A 16,282-nucleotide genomic window follows, 5' to 3' on the forward strand; every position below is an offset into this window, starting at 1 on the left:
CGGTTCAGTCCCCAGTCCTGGCGTGCGGCGGCGGCCCCGCGAGCGGCTGTTGTCCGTCCTTCTGCTTCTCCGGGTCGACGAGCTGCGACTTCGGGTCGTACGCCTTGATGTCCGGCGCGTCGATCGAGCCGTCGGCCTGGACCTTCGGCAGCGCCGACTGCGGCTTGGGCAGGAGGGCGCGCTTGAGGTCCTGGTTGCCGGCGTCGTCGAGGCCGTAGAGCGCGTCGTAGATGTTGCGCACGGCGGGGCCGGAGGCGCCGGAGCCCGTACCACCCTGGGAGATCGTCATGACGATCGTGAAGTCGTCGGTGTACGTGGCGAACCAGGAGGTCGTCTGCTTGCCGTAGACCTGGGCGGTACCCGTCTTGGCGCGCATCGGGATCTTGTCCTGCGGCCAGCCGCCGAAGCGCCAGGCGGCGGTGCCGCCGGGCTCGACGACCGAGCGGAGCCCCTTGTCGAGGTCCTTGATCGTCTGGGCGTTGACCGGCAGCTTGCCGTGGGCCTCGGGCTTGATCTCCTCGACGCTCTTGCCGTCGGGGCTGATCACGGCCTTGCCGATGGTGGGGTTGAAGAGGGTGCCGCCGTTGCTGATGGCGGCGTAGGCGGTGGCCAGCTGGACGGGCGTGATGAGGACGTCGCCCTGACCGATGGAGAAGTTGATGCTGTCGTAGGCCTTCAGCTGGTTGCCCTCGAGGCAGCTCTCGTAGGCGATCTGCTCGACGTAGCTGCCCCCCTTCTTGCCCTGCTTGCACCAGGCGTCCTTGTTGGCCTCCCAGAACTTCTGCTTCCACTGGCGGTCCGGGATACGGCCTGTGACCTCGTTCGGCACGTCGATGCCGGTCTCGGAGCCGAAGCCGAAGTCACGTGCGGTCCGGTAGAACCAGTCGTGGGCGTCCTTCTTGGGCTTGAGGCCGCCGTCGCGGTTCCACTCCTGGTGGCCGAGACGGTAGAAGACCGTGTTGCAGGAGTACTTGAGGGCGTCGCCGAGGGTGATGGGGCCGTGTCCCTGGGACTCGAAGTTCGCGAAGCTCCGGTTGCCCATGCTGTAGGAGCTGCTGCAGAGGTACTTGTCGTCGAAGTCGTAGCCGGCCCGTACTGCCGCGCTCGCCGACACGACCTTGAAGACGGAGCCGGCCGGCGCCTGCCCCTGGATGGCCCGGTTGAGCAGCGGGTAGTTGGAGTCCTTGCTGGTGAGCCGCGCGTAGTCCTTGCCGGAGATGCCACCGACCCAGGCGTTCGGGTCGTAGTCGGGCTGGGACGCCATCGCGACGACGCGGCCCGTCTTGGACTCCATCACGACGACGGCACCGGCGTCGGCCTCGTACTTCCGGCCGGTGATCTTGTCGGTCTCGCCGCGGACCGTCTTCATCGCCTGGGCGAGCTCGTACTCGGCGACGGACTGGACGCGGGCGTCGATGCTGGTGACGAGGGTGGAGCCGGGCACACCGGGATCGGACTGGGTCTGGCCCATGACCCGGCCGACCTTGTCCACCTCGTACGACGTGACGCCCGCCTTGCCGCGCAGCTCCTTGTCGTAGGTGCGTTCGATACCGGAGCGGCCGATCTGGTCGGAGCGGAGGTACGGCGACTCGGAGTCCTTGGCCTTCTGGATCTCCTCGTCGGTCACCGGCGAGAGATAGCCGAGCACCTGCGCGGTCTTGGCCTTGCCGGGTGCCGTGTAGCGGCGTACGGCGGTGAGTTCGGCGCTGATGCCGGGGAAGTCCTCGGTGCTCTCCCGGATCCGCAGGGCCTGCTGCGTGGTGGCCTCGTCGGTGATCGGGATCGGCTGGTAGGGGGAACCGTTCCAGCAGGGCTTCGGGGTCTGCGAGTCGCAGAGCCGGACCTTGTCCATGACGTCCTTGGGCTTCATGCCGAGGACGCCCGCGAGGCGGGTGAGGACGGCCTTGCCGTCGTCCTTCATCTTCATCAGGTCCGTGCGGGACGCGGAGACCACGAGCCGGGTCTCGTTGTCGGCGAGCGGGACGCCCCGGGCGTCGAGGATCGCGCCGCGGACGGCGGGCTGGACGACGCGCTGGATGTTGTTGCTCTTCGCCTCTTCGGCGTACTCCTTGCCGTTGCGGATCTGGAGGTACCAGAGGCGTCCGCCGAGGGTGAGGAGGAGGGAGAAGACGAGGATCTGGATGATGACGAGCCGGACCTGGACCCTGGGGGTCCGCCCGGTCTCCGGGATGTTGCTCATACTGCCGGTGCCCCCTCGCTCACAGTCGCTTGACTCCCTTGATGCGTCCGGCGCGTGCCGCTCTCGTACGGGCCGCCTTGACGCGCAGGCCGCCGCGCTGGTTGCCGATCTGCAGGCCGGTGCCCGAGCTGAGCCAGCCGGAGGCGACGTCCGTCCCGCCGGAGCTGTCGGCGGTGAGCGGGTCGTTCTCCGCGCGCCGGGCGAGCGCCATGATCAGCGGCACGGTGAAGGGCGCGAGGAGGAGGTCGTAGAGGGCCGCGGTGAACAGCAGGAAGCCGAGGCCGACATGGCGGGCGGCGGTGTCACCGACGAGGGCGCCGACCCCCGCGTAGAGCAGGGTGGAGCCGATCGACGCGGCGACGACCACGGCCATCGGGCCGCTGGCGGACTTGAGCTTGCCGTTGTCGGGGCGGGCCAGTCCGGCGAGGTAGCCGATGACGCAGAGGACCAGCGCGTAGCGGCCGGCGGCGTGGTCGGCGGGCGGGGCGAGGTCGGCGAGGAGGCCGGCCCCGAAGCCGATGAGGGAGCCGCTGACGGGGCCGTACACGAGCGCGAGACCGAGGACGGTCAGCAGGACGAGATCGGGTACGGCGCCGGGGAGCTGGAGGCGCGCGAGGACGGAGACCTGGATGACCAGGGCGACGACGACGAGCGTGGTGGAGAGCAGGATCCGGTTGAACTTCATGCCTCAGTCCCCCTGCTGATCGTTCTGCTGCTCGTTCTCGGGCATCTGCCCCGGCGGTTGCTGTTGGCCCGGCTGCTGACCCGGCTGCTGCTCCCCCTGCGGCTGCTCGCCGCCCTGTACCTGACCCTCGACCTGGCCCTGCGGCTGCTGCTCGCCCGCCGGGGGCTTCGGGGTGACCGTGACGGTGACGGTCGGCGCGGGCTTCGGCTTGGGCGGCAGGACCGTGTCGCGCGGGTTGGTGCGCGGGGCCTGGACGACGACGCCGACGATGTCGAGCTTGGAGAAGCTGACGTACGGGCGGACGTAGATGTTGCGCGTGAGACCGCCGCCCAGCGGGTCGACGCGGACGACCTCGCCGACCGGGACGCCGGGCACGAAGGGCTTGTTCGCCTGCGAGCCGAAGGTGACGAGCCGGTCGCCGTTCTTCACCTTCGCCTTGCCGTTGAGGAGCTGGACCAGGAGAGGTCCGTTGCCCTGGCCGGTGGCGAAGCCGAGTTCGTCCGAGTTCTCCATGCGGGTGCCGACGGTGAAGTCGGGGTCGCTGGCGAGGAGCACCGTCGAGGTGGAGGGGCCGATGGTGGTGACGCGGCCGACGAGACCCGAGCCGTTGAGCACGGTCATGTCCCGCTCGATGCCGTCGTTGGCCCCGGCGTCGATGGTGACGGTCCAGGAGAAGCCCTGGGCCGCTCCTATCCCGATGACCTCGGCGCCCTTGATGCCGTACTGCCCGGCGCCGGCCGTCTTGAGCAGCGTGTCGAGTTCGCGCAGCCGGCTGCGGTTGCGGTCGTCGCTGCCGAGCTTGGCCTTGAGAGCGGCGTTCTCGCGCTCCAGGGCGGCGAGCCGGTCGTGCCGCTCGCCGGAGTCGCGTACCGCCCCTATGGCGTTGCCGATGGGATCGACGGCCGCCGCGACACCGTTCTCCACCGGTCCGAAGACCGCCGCGGCCGCCTGGCGGGCGCCGTCGACGGGTGACTCCTCGCCGCCGCGGATGTCCACCGTGATCAGTGCGAACGCGATGGCGATCAGCAGCACCAGGAGCAGCCGGCTCTCTCGTGTGTCCCTCACGTGCGGCGGCCGTGCCTTTCCTCGTGGTTCGGTTGCTTCGTGCGGTTCGTGCGATTGGTGCCGGTTTGTGTCGCTATATCAACGATCGGCCGTACGGGAGGTCTTGCCACCCGTGCGGCCGATCGCTGGCCGAAAGCCGCTCATTCGTTATCGGCGGGGCTGGGAGTCCAGGACCTGCTGGAGCGCCTCGAACTCCTCCACGCACTTGCCGGAGCCCAGCGCCACGGAGTCGAGCGGATCCTCGGCGATGTGGATCGGCATCCCGGTCTCGCGGCGGAGCCGCTCGTCCAGGCCGCGCAGCAGGGCGCCGCCACCCGTGAGAACGATGCCGCGGTCCATCACGTCACCGGAGAGCTCGGGCGGGCACTTGTCGAGCGTCGTCTTCACGGCGTCGACGATGGCGTTGACCGGCTCCTCGATGGCCTTGCGGACCTCGGCGGCCGAGATGACCACGGTCTTGGGCAGACCGGAGACGAGGTCACGGCCGCGGATCTCGGTGTGCTCGTCCTTGTCGAGGTCGTAGGCCGAGCCGATGGTGATCTTGATCTGCTCGGCGGTGCGCTCACCGAGGAGGAGCGAGTACTCCTTCTTGATGTGCTGGATGATCGCGTTGTCGAGCTCGTCGCCGGCCACCCGGATCGACTGTGCCGTGACGATTCCGCCGAGCGAGATCACGGCGACCTCGGTGGTGCCGCCGCCGATGTCGACGACCATGTTGCCCGTGGCCTCGTGGACCGGCAGGCCCGAGCCGATGGCGGCGGCCATGGGCTCCTCGATGATGTGCACCTGACGGGCGCCGGCCTGCGTCGAGGCCTCGATGACGGCGCGGCGCTCCACTCCGGTGATGCCGGAGGGCACGCAGACGACGACCCGGGGGCGAGCCAGGTAGCGGCGCTTGTGGATCTTGAGGATGAAGTAGCGGAGCATGCGCTCGGTGATCTCGAAGTCGGCGATCACGCCGTCCTTCAGGGGCCGGACGGCGACGATGTTGCCGGGTGTCCGGCCGATCATCTTCTTCGCCTCGGCGCCGACCGCCAGGATGCCGCCGGTGTTGGTGTTGATCGCGACGACGGACGGCTCGTTCAGAACGATGCCGCGACCCCTGACGTACACCAGCGTGTTGGCGGTCCCGAGGTCGACAGCCATGTCACGGCCGATGAACGACATTGAGTTCCCCTTGTTTCCCATGAGGATGCGTCGGGCCTTCCCAATCGGAGCGTTGACGGCTTCTCAGGTAGGCGAGGTGGTGCGAAGTGGGTGGGTGTTCGGGTGCTACGGCGTGGAGTTTTCCATCGTAGTGCCGCCCCCACGGATACCGCGCGGTGGTCCACCTCTGTACAGGTGACGACAGGACGGTGCGATGCGTTCCCGGTCCTGTCGTTCATATGCCCGGGGGCGACCGAAATTCCTTCGGTCGCCCCAGGTTCGTTGCGGTGGATGGCTGACTTCGGGTCAGAACGGGATGTACCCGGTCGGCCCTGTCGGCCGGTCCACTCGGCCTCTCCGCCGTCGGCTCAGACCAGGCCGGGGAAAAAGATCTTCAGTTCCCTGGCGGCGGACTCCTCGGAGTCCGAGGCGTGGATCAGGTTCTCGCGGACGATGGTGCCGAAGTCGCCACGGATGGAGCCGGGGGCGGCGGCGATCGGGTCGGTCGGTCCTGCCAGGGTGCGCAGGCCCTCGATGACGCGCTCACCGTCGACGACCAGGGCGACGACGGGGCCGGACTGCATGAAGCCCATCAGCGGCTCGTAGAAGGGCTTGCCCTTGTGCTCGCCGTAGTGCTGCTCCAGCGTCTCCTGGCTCAGCTCGCGCAGTTCGAGCGCGGAGATGGTCCAGCCGGCCTTGCGCTCGATACGACCGATGATCTCGCCGATCAGGCCACGGCGGACGGCGTCGGGCTTGAGCAGGACGAGCGTGCGCTGGCTCACGGTGGGGGCTCCTTACGAATCCGGTGTGCGGGACTCAGAGGCTACAGGGCCGGATCCCCCGCCGATTACGCAGCGTCAGGCCCACCCCAGCCCACGTCCAGGGCGGGCCCGACTCGGCTCCGCGGGGTCTAGGGAGTGTCCGGCGTCGCGCCGGCCTCCGCCGCCTCCGCCTGGGCGGCCCAGCGGGCCTTGACCTCGTCGATCTTCGCGCCGTAGTGGCAGGAGGCCCACCACAGGGCGGCGAAGGCGACGCCGAGGAAGAACATCACCGGGACGAAGAAGCCGCTCGCGATCAGGGCGATCTGCAGCGCCCAGCCCATCTGGACGCCGCCCGGGCGGGTGATCATCCCGCAGAGCAGCACCGACAGCAGCATCGCGACGCCGCAGACCCACCAGACCGTGGCCATCGACAGGCTGTCGTCCTTCATGGCGACGAGCCCGGCGAAGCCGATCACGAAGAACTCGCCGATCAGCGTCGAGGCACAGAGCGTACGCATCGGATTCAGCGCCTTCCCAGCAGCAGCCGGGCGTCCCCGACCGTGAAGATCGAACCGGTCACGAGCACACCCGCGCCGCTGAACTCGCCCTCTTCCTCCGCGAGGGTGATCGCCGCCTCGATCGCGTCGTCCAGACGCGGCTCGACGACCACGCGGTCCTCGCCGAAGACCTCCACGGCGATCGCCGCGAGCGCGTCGACGTCCGTGGCGCGCGGGTTGGAGTTCGCCGTCACCACGACCTCGGCGAAGATCGGCTCGAAGGCTTCGAGCAGCCCCTTGGCGTCCTTGTCGGCGCTGGTGGAGACCACGCCGATGAGCCGGGAGAAGCCGAACGACTCGCTGATGCCGTCGGCCGTGGCCCGCGCGCCGTGCGGGTTGTGCGCCGCGTCCAGGATGACCGTCGGGGACTTGCGGACGACCTCCAGGCGGCCCGGCGAGGCCACCGAGCCGAACGCGCGCCGGATGGTGTCGATGTCCAGCGTGCGGGCGTGCTCCGCGCCGATCCCGAAGAAGGCCTCGACCGCCGCGAGGGCGACCGACGCGTTGTGCGCCTGGTGCGCGCCGTGCAGCGGCAGGAAGACCTCTTCGTACTCGCCGCCGAGCCCTCGCAGGGTGAGCAACTGGCCGCCGACCGCGACCTCGCGCGAGACGATGCCGAACTCCATGCCCTCGCGGGCCACCGTCGCGTCGACCTCGACGGCCTTCTTCAGCATGACCTGCGCCGCGTCCACCGGCTGCTGGGCGAGGACGACCGTCGCGCCCTGCTTGATGATCCCGGACTTCTCGACCGCGATCTCGCCGGGCGTCCCGCCGAGGCGGTCGGTGTGGTCCAGGTCGATCGGGGTGACGACGGCGACCTGCGCGTCGATCACGTTCGTCGCGTCCCAGGTGCCGCCCATGCCGACCTCGACGACCGCCACGTCCACCGGGGCGTCGGCGAAGGCCGCGTACGCCATGCCGGTGACGACCTCGAAGAAGGAGAGGCGGTACTCCTCGCGGGAGTCGACCAGCTCGATGTACGGCTTGATGTCCTGGTAGGTCTCGATGAACCGCTCGGCGGAGATCGGGGCGCCGTCCAGGCTGATGCGCTCGGTGATCGTCTGCACGTGCGGCGAGGTGTACCGGCCGGTGCGCAGCTCGAAGGCGGCGAGCAGGGCCTCGATCATCCGGGCCGTGGACGTCTTGCCGTTCGTCCCGGTGATGTGGATGGAGGGGTACGCGCGCTGGGGCTCGCCCAGGACGTCCATGAGCGCCGCGATACGGGTCACCGAGGGCTCGAGCTTGGTCTCGCCCCAGCGGGTCGACAGCTCGGTCTCGACCTCGCGGAGTGCCTTGTCCACCTCCGGGTCGGCGGGCCGGGCGGGCACCGGGTCGCCCTGGGGCGGGCCGGACTGCGCGCGCAGCGTACGGCTGCCGGCCTCGATCACCGCCAGGTCGGGGTCTCTGTCGGTCTCGGAGGCGACGATGTCGTCGAACGGGTCGGACTCGCCGGACTGGTCGCGGGGCTCACTCACGGGCCCAGTCTACGGAGCGGCACCGACAGGACCATGGACCCACCCCTTTCGGGACTTTCGGCCCACCGTCCGCGGAAGCGGCCGGGCAAACTTGGCGATCATGGACATAGGCATCGACCTCGGCACCGCGAACACCCTCCTCTACGCCCGCGGCCAGGGCATCGTGCTCAACGAACCGTCGGTGGTGGCGGTCCAGGAGGGATCGCGCTCCGCGCTCGCGGTCGGCACGGAGGCGAAGGAGACGATCGGCCGGACGCCCGGTTCGATCACGGCGATCCGGCCGCTGCGGGACGGGGTGATCAGCGACTACGAGGCCGCCGAGGAAATGATCCGGCACTTCGTCCGCAAGGCGGTGAAGGGGCGCAGGCCACGGACCCGGATGGTGGTCTGCGTGCCGAGCGGGGTGACGCCGGTCGAGCGGCGGGCGATCGTGCACGCCTCGCGCTCGGCGGGCGCCCGCGCGGTCCATCTCATCGAGGAGCCGATGGCGGCGGCGATCGGTGCGGGGCTGCCGGTCTCGTCCCCGCGCGGCTCGATGGTCGTGGACATCGGCGGCGGTACCACGGAGGTGGCGGTGATCTCGCTCGGCGGCATCGTCACGGCGCGGTCGCTGCGGGTGGGCGGCGACCGGCTGGACGCGGCGATCACCGACTTCGTACGCAAGGAGCACTCGCTGCTGATCGGCGAACGCACGGCGGAGGACGTGAAGGTGGCGATCGGCTCGGCGTGGCCGGTGCCGGGCGAGGAGGAGCGGGAGCGGGCGACGTTCACGGTACGGGGCCGGGAGAAGGTCAGCGGGCTGCCGAGGACCCTGGAACTGACGGTGGCGGAGGTGCGGGCGGCCCTGGACGAGCCGGTGGAGGCGATCATCGCGGCGGTGCGGGCGACGCTGGAGGAGTGCCCTCCGGAGCTCTCGGGCGACGTGATGGAGCACGGCATCGTCCTCACGGGCGGCGGCGCGCTGCTGCCGGGCCTGGACCTGCGGATGGCCTCGGCGACGGGCATCCCGGTCTTCGTCGCGGACGACCCGCTGGACTGCGTGGTCCTGGGCTCGGGCCGCTGCGTGGAGGACTTCGACAGCCTGCACCGGGTGCTGGGGCGGGCGGAGCGGGCGCGCTGACGCCCTGCGCCAGCGCCGGGGACTATGTCCGGTCGAATCCCGTCGGCAGCAGCGCCGTCACCGTGTACGTGTCGCCGTCCGGGCCCGCCGACAGGCTGCCGCCCATGCTCGTGACCCGCTCCTCCATGGAGAACAGGCCGGTGCCCGTGGAGACCGGGGCGCGGTCCGGCGGGGTCTCGGGGAGCGGGTTGCGGACCTCGACGCGCAGGTCGCGGCCGGCCACCTCGATCGTGACCGTCACCGGCAGCCCGGGCGCGTGCTTGGCCGCGTTCGTCAGGCACTCCTGGACGACACGGTGGACGGCCGCCTGCCGCAGCGGCGAGAGCGCCTTGGCCTCCTCGGCGACTTCGAGGTCGACCGGGCCGCCCATCCGCTCGCTCTCGTCCGCGAGCGCGGCGAGCCCTTCGAGACCGGGTGTCGCCGCTCCCCCGTCGGCCCGCCGCACGAGGGTCTCGTTCAGCATGTGGTGGGCCCGCCGGGCGGTGTCCGCGAGCTCCTCGAAGTCCGTGTGGTGCGTCGCGCCCCTGGCCCGTACGGCGAGCACCTCGGCCCGTACGGCGAGCACGGTCAGCTCGCGTCCCACCAGGTCGTGGACGTCCCGCCCGACCGAGATCCGCTCCTCCTGGACGGCCTGCCGGGCCGCCGCCTCCGCTCGCTGGGACTCCAGGGCGCGCACCAGGTCCTGACGGTTCGCGCCGATGCCGACGCCGGCCGCGAGCACGCCGATCGGCACGACGAGGCTGAGGAAGTCGCTGAGGGTCTCGCCGTGCCGGGCCGGCCAGCCGGGCATGAGGAAGAGGCCGTACGCCACGGCCACGTAGAGCACGGTCGCGACGACGCCGACCGCGCGCCCCCGGAACCGGCCGAGGGAGTACAGCGCGAACTGAATCATCGTCAGCTCGTGCAGCCAGCCCATCAGGGCGAGCGCCACCAGGTACGGCACCCAGGGCAGCCGCCGCCGCAGGACGAGCGTCGCGGCCCCGGCCGCCAGGACCAGGGAGGCGGTGGCGCCGGTCAGAGAGTTGTCGGCGCGGGCCAGGCCCGGCACGTCGAGGGACATCAGGGCGAAGGCGCTCACCGCCGTCACGACGTCCAGCGCACGCGGCGAACCCGCCCACCGGTCCACGCGGCGGCGCAGCGCGGGGAAGGCGGGCAGTCGGGACATGCCCTCCATCATCCAGGGTCTTTCGACCCGCCACCCCGGACCTAAGTCACTTCTCGTGTGAGATCGGGCACTCCGGTCAATACGTCGTTAAAGACCCGCCTCCGCAACGCCGAGACGGCGGGCGTGGGCTCCTGAAACGGGAGGAGGGCCCGGAACCGATCGGTTCCGGGCCCTCCCGCGCCGTCTGAGGCTGTACGCCTGCTTAGGCCTGCCTACGCCTGCGGCAGCCGCTCCAGCTGCGCCTGGATACGGGCGATGTCCTCGTCCGCCTTGGCGAGCCGCGTACGGATCTTGTCCACGACGTTGTCCGGCGCCTTCGCAAGGAACGCCTCGTTGCCGAGCTTCCCGTTGGCCTGCGCCTTCTCCTTCTCGGCGGCGGCCAGGTCCTTCGCGAGCCGCTTACGCTCGGCCGCCACGTCGATCGTGCCGGACAGGTCGAGCGCGACCGTGGCCCCGGCGACGGGCAGGGAGGCGGTGGCCGAGAAGCCCTCGCCCTCCGGCTGGAGGCGCAGCAGCTGACGGATGGCGGCCTCGTGCGGGGCGAGGGCGGTGCCGGTCACGTCCAGACGGGCCGGGACCTTCTGGCCGGGCTGCAGACCCTGGTCCGAGCGGAACCGGCGGACCTCGGTGACGACCTGCTGGACCAGCTCGATCTCCTTCTCCGCCGCGTCGTCGCGGAAGCCGGAGTCGGTGGGCCAGTCGGCGATGACGACGGACTCCTTGCCGGTGAGCGTGGTCCAGAGCGTCTCGGTGACGAACGGGACGATCGGGTGGAGCAGTCGCAGCATGACGTCCAGGACCTCGCCGAGGACCCGGCCGGAGACCGTGGCGCCCTTGCCGCCGGCGAAGAACGTGGTCTTCGACAGCTCGACGTACCAGTCGAAGACCTCGTCCCACGCGAAGTGGTAGAGCGCGTCGGCGAGCTTCGCGAACTGGTAGTCGTCGTAGAACGCGTCGACCTCGGCGACCGTCTTGTTGAGCCGCGAGAGGATCCAGCGGTCCGTCGCGGACATCTCCGACGGGTCGGGCAGCGGGCCCTCGACCGTCGCACCGTTCATCAGCGCGAAGCGGGTGGCGTTCCAGATCTTGTTGGCGAAGTTCCGGGAGGCCTTGACCCAGTCCTCGCCGATCGGGACGTCGACGCCCGGGTTGGCACCGTTGGCCAGGGTGAAGCGGACGGCGTCGGAGCCGTACTCGTCCATCCAGTCCAGCGGGTTGACCGCGTTGCCGAAGGACTTCGACATCTTCTTGCCGAACTGGTCGCGGACCATGCCGTGGAGAGCGATGGTGTGGAACGGCGGGGTGCCGTCCATCGCGTACAGGCCGAACATCATCATCCGGGCGACCCAGAAGAAGAGGATGTCGTAGCCGGTGACGAGGACGGAGTTCGGGTAGAACTTCGCGAGGTCGTCGGTCCGCTCCGGCCAGCCGAGCGTGGAGAACGGCCACAGGCCGGAGGAGAACCAGGTGTCCAGGACGTCGGTGTCCTGGTGCCAGCCCTCGCCGGTCGGCGGCTGCTCGTCGGGTCCGACGCAGACGATCTCGCCGTTCGGGCCGTACCAGACGGGGATGCGGTGGCCCCACCACAGCTGGCGCGAGATGCACCAGTCGTGGAGGTTGTCGACCCAGTCGAAGTACCGCTTCTCCATCTCCTGCGGGTGGATCTTGACCTTGCCGTCGCGGACCGCGTCACCGGCGGCCTGGGCGAGCGGGCCGACCTTGACCCACCACTGCATGGACAGGCGCGGCTCGATGGTGGTCTTGCAGCGCGAGCAGTGGCCGACGGAGTGGACGTACGGACGCTTCTCGGCGACGATCCGGCCCTCGGCGCGCAGCGCGGCGACGATGGCGGAGCGGGCTTCCAGTCGGTCCAGACCCTGGAAGGGGCCGTGGGCCGTGATGACCGCGCGCTCGTCCATGACGGCGAGGTTCGGCAGGCCGTGGCGCTGGCCGATCTCGAAGTCGTTCGGGTCGTGGGCGGGCGTGACCTTGACGGCGCCGGTGCCGAACTCGGGGTCGACGTGCTCGTCGGCGACGACCGGGATCCGGCGGCCGGTCAGCGGCAGCTCGATCTCCGTGCCGACCAGGTGCTTGTACCGCTCGTCCTCGGGGTGGACGGCGACGGCGGTGTCGCCGAGCATCGTCTCGGCGCGGGTGGTGGCGACGACGATGGAGGCGTCGCCGTCCCCGTACCGGATGGAGACGAGCTCGCCGTCGTCGTCCTGGTACTCGACCTCGATGTCGGAGATGGCCGTCAGACAGCGCGGGCACCAGTTGATGATGCGCTCGGCGCGGTAGATCAGCTCGTCGTCGTAGAGCTTCTTGAAGATGGTCTGGACGGACTGGGAGAGCCCCTCGTCCATGGTGAACCGCTCACGGGACCAGGCGACGCCGTCCCCGAGTCGCTTCATCTGGCCGGAGATCTGACCGCCGGACTCGGCCTTCCACTGCCAGACGCGCTCGACGAACGCCTCGCGGCCCAGGTCGTGGCGGGACTTGCCCTCCTTGGCGAGCTCGCGCTCGACGACGTTCTGGGTGGCGATGCCCGCGTGGTCCATGCCGGGCTGCCACAGCGTCTCGTAGCCCTGCATCCGCTTGCGGCGGGTGAGGGCGTCGATCAGCGTGTGCTCGAAGGCGTGGCCCAGGTGCAGCGAGCCGGTGACGTTCGGCGGCGGGATGACGATGGTGTACGGAGGCTTCTCGCTGTTCGCGTCGGCCTCGAAGTAACCGCGCTCTACCCAGCGCTCGTACAGCTTCCCCTCTACTTCGGCCGGCGCGTACTGGGTCGGCAGTTCGGGGTTGGCTGCTGGCTGCTGCTGAGTGTTCTCGGTCACGGGGTCAGTTTAGGGGTGTCGCAGGGCTGTCCCGAAACGCGTTTGTTCCGTAACGGTGTGCCCCCCGCCGCCCATGTGGGGCACGGCTTCCGACAGGATGTTCGCTACGCATAAACATCCTGTGAGGGGAACCTGTCCATGAGCTACAACCAGCCGGGTCCGTACGGCGGTCAGCCGCAGCAGCCCGGGCCGTACGGCCAGCCGGGCCCCTACGGTCAGCAGCCGGGTCCGTACGACCAGCAGCCGCAGCCCGGCTACGGCTACCCCCAGCAGGCTCCTCAGGGCGTACCGCCGCAGCAGCCCCCGTACGGCTACCCGCAGCAGCAGCCCCAGTGCGGCCAGCAGCCCCCCTACGGCGCCCCCCAGGGCCCCGGCGGCTACCCGCCGCCCCCGCCGGCCGTGAAGAAGTCGAAGACGGGGCTGATCATCGGCGCGTCGGTCGTGGCCCTCGCACTGATCGCGGGCGGCGCCTGGTTCTTCACCCAGGGCGGTGGCGGCTCATCGGTCGCGAACGACGGCCCGCACAAGCTGATCACTCCGGAGACGGTGCTCACCGAGTACAAGAAGTCGAAGGAGGAGGAGGCCGGCGTCGGTGGCTCGGACGACGACTTCCTGAAGGACGCCGAGAAGAACGGCGTGAAGAACGCGAAGCAGGTCGAAGCCGGCTACGAGGTGAAGGACACCTCGAACCCGCTGGCGGGGAAGCTGATCGAGTTCGGCGGTGTCTACGGCGAGATCGCCGACCCCGAGGCCGTCGTGGACGGCGTCTCCGCCACCATCAAGGCCGAGTCCGAGAAGGACAAGGACGCCGAGGCGGAACTGCTCGGTGAGCCCAAGCCGTACACCCCCGAGGGGTTCGACGGCGCGGTCCTGAAGTGCCAGCAGATCAAGAGCAAGCCGAAGGCCGGTGCCGACGCGGGTGCGGGTCCGACGGAGTTCACGATGTCGGTGTGCGTGTGGGGTGACCACAGCACGCTCGGTTTCGTGCTCCCCATGGACATGGCCTCGATGCTGAGCGGCAAGGGCACCGCGCCCGAGCAGGCGGCGGCGATCACCGCCAACCTCCGCAAGGAAGTCCGCGTCAAGCTCTGACCCGACGCCGCACACGGAGAGGGGCGCCCCCGGTGGGGGCGCCCCTCTTCGTGTTCGTGGTGCTCAGGCCGACTTCTCGTGCCGCCCGTCGTTCTTCACGATGCGGGGGACCAGCGTCGGGTTCACGTTGTTGTGGACGACGTCGGCCGTGATGACCACGCGGGCCACGTCCTTGCGGGACGGGACCTCGTACATCACCGACATCAGGACCTCTTCCATGATGGCCCGCAGGCCACGCGCGCCCGTGCCGCGCAGGATCGCCTGGTCGGCGATGGCCTCCAGGGCCGGGCGGTCGAAGTCCAGCTCCACGCCGTCGAGTTCGAAGAGGCGCTGGTACTGCTTCACCAGCGCGTTGCGCGGCTCGACCAGGATCTTGAGCAGGGCCTCGCGGTCCAGGTTGTGGACCGAGGTGATGACCGGGAGGCGGCCGATGAACTCCGGGATCATCCCGAACTTCACCAGGTCCTCCGGCATGACCTCCTGGAACTGGTCGCTCGCCTCGATCTCCCGCTTCGAGCGGATCGTCGCCCCGAAGCCGATGCCCTTGGCGCCCGCACGCGACTCGATGATCTTCTCCAGGCCGGCGAAGGCGCCGCCCACGATGAAGAGCACGTTCGTCGTGTCGATCTGGATGAACTCCTGGTGCGGGTGCTTCCGACCGCCCTGCGGCGGAACCGAGGCCGTCGTGCCTTCCAGGATCTTGAGCAGGGCCTGCTGCACGCCCTCGCCCGAGACGTCGCGCGTGATCGACGGGTTTTCGCTCTTGCGGGCGACCTTGTCGATCTCGTCGATGTAGATGATCCCGGTCTCGGCCTTCTTGACGTCGTAGTCCGCCGCCTGGATCAACTTGAGCAGGATGTTCTCGACGTCCTCGCCGACATAGCCGGCCTCCGTCAGCGCCGTCGCGTCGGCGATGGCGAACGGGACGTTGAGCATGCGCGCCAGCGTCTGGGCCAGCAGCGTCTTGCCGGAGCCCGTGGGGCCCAGCAGCAGGATGTTGGACTTCGCCAGCTCGATGGCGTCGTCACGGCCCGCGCCGCCGCCGTTCTCGCCGGCCTGGACGCGCTTGTAGTGGTTGTACACCGCGACCGAGAGGGCCTTCTTGGCCGGCTCCTGGCCGACCACGTACCCCTCGAGGAACTCGTAGATCTCGCGGGGCTTGGGAAGCTCTTCCCAGCGCACCTCGCTCGTCTCCGCGAGTTCTTCCTCGATGATCTCGTTGCAGAGGTCGATGCACTCATCGCAGATGTACACACCGGGTCCCGCGATGAGCTTCTTCACCTGCTTCTGGCTCTTTCCGCAGAACGAGCACTTGAGCAGATCGCCGCCATCACCGATGCGTGCCACGAGGTGCTTCCCCTTCGCCTGGGAGCGCTTGGTTCAGCGACTCCTGGTGCCTCATATTCGACGGTACCTTGCCGGGCCCCCCGTTCGGGCCCCCCTTGGCACGGTTCACATGGTCGTGATTCGGCCACGCGGACCGTGCCAGGGGAAGGTCGAGCGTCAGGCTGCCGCGGCGGCCGTGCTCTTGCGGGTCGAGACGATCTGGTCGACCAGGCCGTACGCGAGGGCGTCCTCGGCGGTCAGGATCTTGTCGCGCTCGATGTCGTCGCGGATCTTCTCGATCGGCGTGGACGAGTGCTTGGCCAGCATCTCCTCCAGCTGGGTGCGCATGCGCAGGATCTCGTTGGCCGCGATCTCCAGGTCGGAGAGCTGCTCACGGCCGGTGCCGCCGGACGGCTGGTGGATCAGCACGCGGGCGTTCGGCAGGGCCATCCGCTTGCCGGGCGTACCGGCGGCGAGCAGCACGGCCGCGGCGGAGGCCGCCTGGCCCATGCAGACCGTCTGGATGTCCGGCTTCACGAACTGCATCGTGTCGTAGATGGCCGTGAGGGCGGTGAAGGAGCCGCCCGGGCTGTTGATGTAGATCGAGATGTCGCGGTCCGGGTCCATCGACTCCAGGCACAGCAGCTGCGCCATGACGTCGTTGGCGGAGGCGTCGTCGATCTGCACGCCGAGGAAGATCACGCGCTCCTCGAAGAGCTTCGCGTACGGGTCGTACTCGCGGATGCCCTGCGAGGTGCGCTCGACGAAGCGCGGGACCACGTAGCGGTTGTCCATCGGCGCGCCCGTGTAGAGGCCGCTCGCGGAGAGGTTGTTCTGCATCTGGTTGTTCACCGTC

At 69.6% G+C, this 16,282-nt stretch carries 13 protein-coding genes; 2 read left to right on the plus strand and 11 right to left on the minus strand.

The window, feature by feature from the left end:
* Positions 1–4 precede the first annotated feature (4 nt).
* The 7 genes from mrdA to AB0F56_RS10470 all read right to left on the minus strand — a co-directional run bounded on the left by mrdA (position 5) and on the right by AB0F56_RS10470 (position 7,889).
* Complete coding sequence (gene mrdA / locus AB0F56_RS10440) at positions 5–2,200, minus strand: penicillin-binding protein 2 (RefSeq protein ID WP_362006569.1); 2,196 nt, start codon at positions 2,198–2,200, stop codon at positions 5–7.
* Between the two features lie 19 nt (positions 2,201–2,219).
* Positions 2,220–2,885, minus strand: coding sequence for a rod shape-determining protein MreD (gene mreD, locus AB0F56_RS10445; RefSeq protein ID WP_362006571.1), 666 nt, complete (start codon positions 2,883–2,885; stop codon positions 2,220–2,222).
* A gap of 3 nt (positions 2,886–2,888) precedes the next feature.
* The gene (mreC, locus tag AB0F56_RS10450; RefSeq protein WP_362006573.1) at positions 2,889–3,950 is read right to left on the minus strand and encodes a rod shape-determining protein MreC; all 1,062 of its coding nucleotides are present in this window, start codon (positions 3,948–3,950) and stop codon (positions 2,889–2,891) included.
* 147 nt (positions 3,951–4,097) lie between these two features.
* A complete protein-coding gene (locus tag AB0F56_RS10455; protein ID WP_260226282.1) occupies positions 4,098–5,117 on the minus strand; it encodes a rod shape-determining protein in 1,020 nt (339 codons plus the stop codon).
* Between the two features lie 347 nt (positions 5,118–5,464).
* Entirely contained in the window at positions 5,465–5,878 is a 414-nt protein-coding gene (gene ndk, locus AB0F56_RS10460; RefSeq protein WP_362006577.1) for a nucleoside-diphosphate kinase, read from the minus strand.
* 128 nt (positions 5,879–6,006) lie between these two features.
* Entirely contained in the window at positions 6,007–6,375 is a 369-nt protein-coding gene (locus tag AB0F56_RS10465) for a DUF4233 domain-containing protein (RefSeq protein WP_362006579.1), read from the minus strand.
* Between the two features lie 5 nt (positions 6,376–6,380).
* Positions 6,381–7,889, minus strand: a complete 1,509-nt coding sequence (locus AB0F56_RS10470) for a folylpolyglutamate synthase/dihydrofolate synthase family protein (RefSeq protein ID WP_362006582.1) — start codon at positions 7,887–7,889, stop codon at positions 6,381–6,383.
* Positions 7,890–7,989: 100 nt separating this feature from the next.
* On the opposite strand from AB0F56_RS10470, the gene AB0F56_RS10475 reads away from it, so the two are divergent.
* Positions 7,990–9,009 carry a rod shape-determining protein gene (locus tag AB0F56_RS10475; RefSeq protein ID WP_362006585.1) on the plus strand — a complete coding sequence of 340 codons (1,020 nt, stop codon included), beginning with the start codon at positions 7,990–7,992 and terminating at the stop codon, positions 9,007–9,009.
* Between the two features lie 22 nt (positions 9,010–9,031).
* Here AB0F56_RS10475 and AB0F56_RS10480 read toward each other — a convergent pair whose 3' ends face one another.
* Positions 9,032–10,174, minus strand: coding sequence for an ATP-binding protein (locus AB0F56_RS10480; RefSeq protein WP_362006588.1), 1,143 nt, complete (start codon positions 10,172–10,174; stop codon positions 9,032–9,034).
* A 212-nt stretch (positions 10,175–10,386) separates the two neighbouring features.
* On the minus strand, positions 10,387–13,008 hold the full coding sequence (locus AB0F56_RS10485) for a valine--tRNA ligase (RefSeq protein ID WP_362006589.1): 2,622 nt from the start codon (positions 13,006–13,008) through the stop codon (positions 10,387–10,389).
* A 138-nt stretch (positions 13,009–13,146) separates the two neighbouring features.
* Here AB0F56_RS10485 and AB0F56_RS10490 point away from each other — a divergent pair, with 138 nt between their 5' ends.
* Entirely contained in the window at positions 13,147–14,100 is a 954-nt protein-coding gene (locus AB0F56_RS10490) for a hypothetical protein (RefSeq protein WP_362006592.1), read from the plus strand.
* A gap of 63 nt (positions 14,101–14,163) precedes the next feature.
* On the opposite strand, the gene clpX is transcribed toward AB0F56_RS10490, so the two are convergent.
* Both clpX and AB0F56_RS10500 read right to left on the minus strand, forming a co-directional pair.
* Positions 14,164–15,447, minus strand: coding sequence for an ATP-dependent Clp protease ATP-binding subunit ClpX (gene clpX / locus AB0F56_RS10495; RefSeq protein ID WP_137989313.1), 1,284 nt, complete (start codon positions 15,445–15,447; stop codon positions 14,164–14,166).
* A 156-nt stretch (positions 15,448–15,603) separates the two neighbouring features.
* Entirely contained in the window at positions 15,604–16,266 is a 663-nt protein-coding gene (locus AB0F56_RS10500) for an ATP-dependent Clp protease proteolytic subunit (protein WP_362006950.1), read from the minus strand.
* Positions 16,267–16,282 lie beyond the last annotated feature (16 nt).

Source organism: Streptomyces sp. NPDC026092 (assembly GCF_040638605.1).
GTDB lineage: Bacteria > Actinomycetota > Actinomycetes > Streptomycetales > Streptomycetaceae > Streptomyces.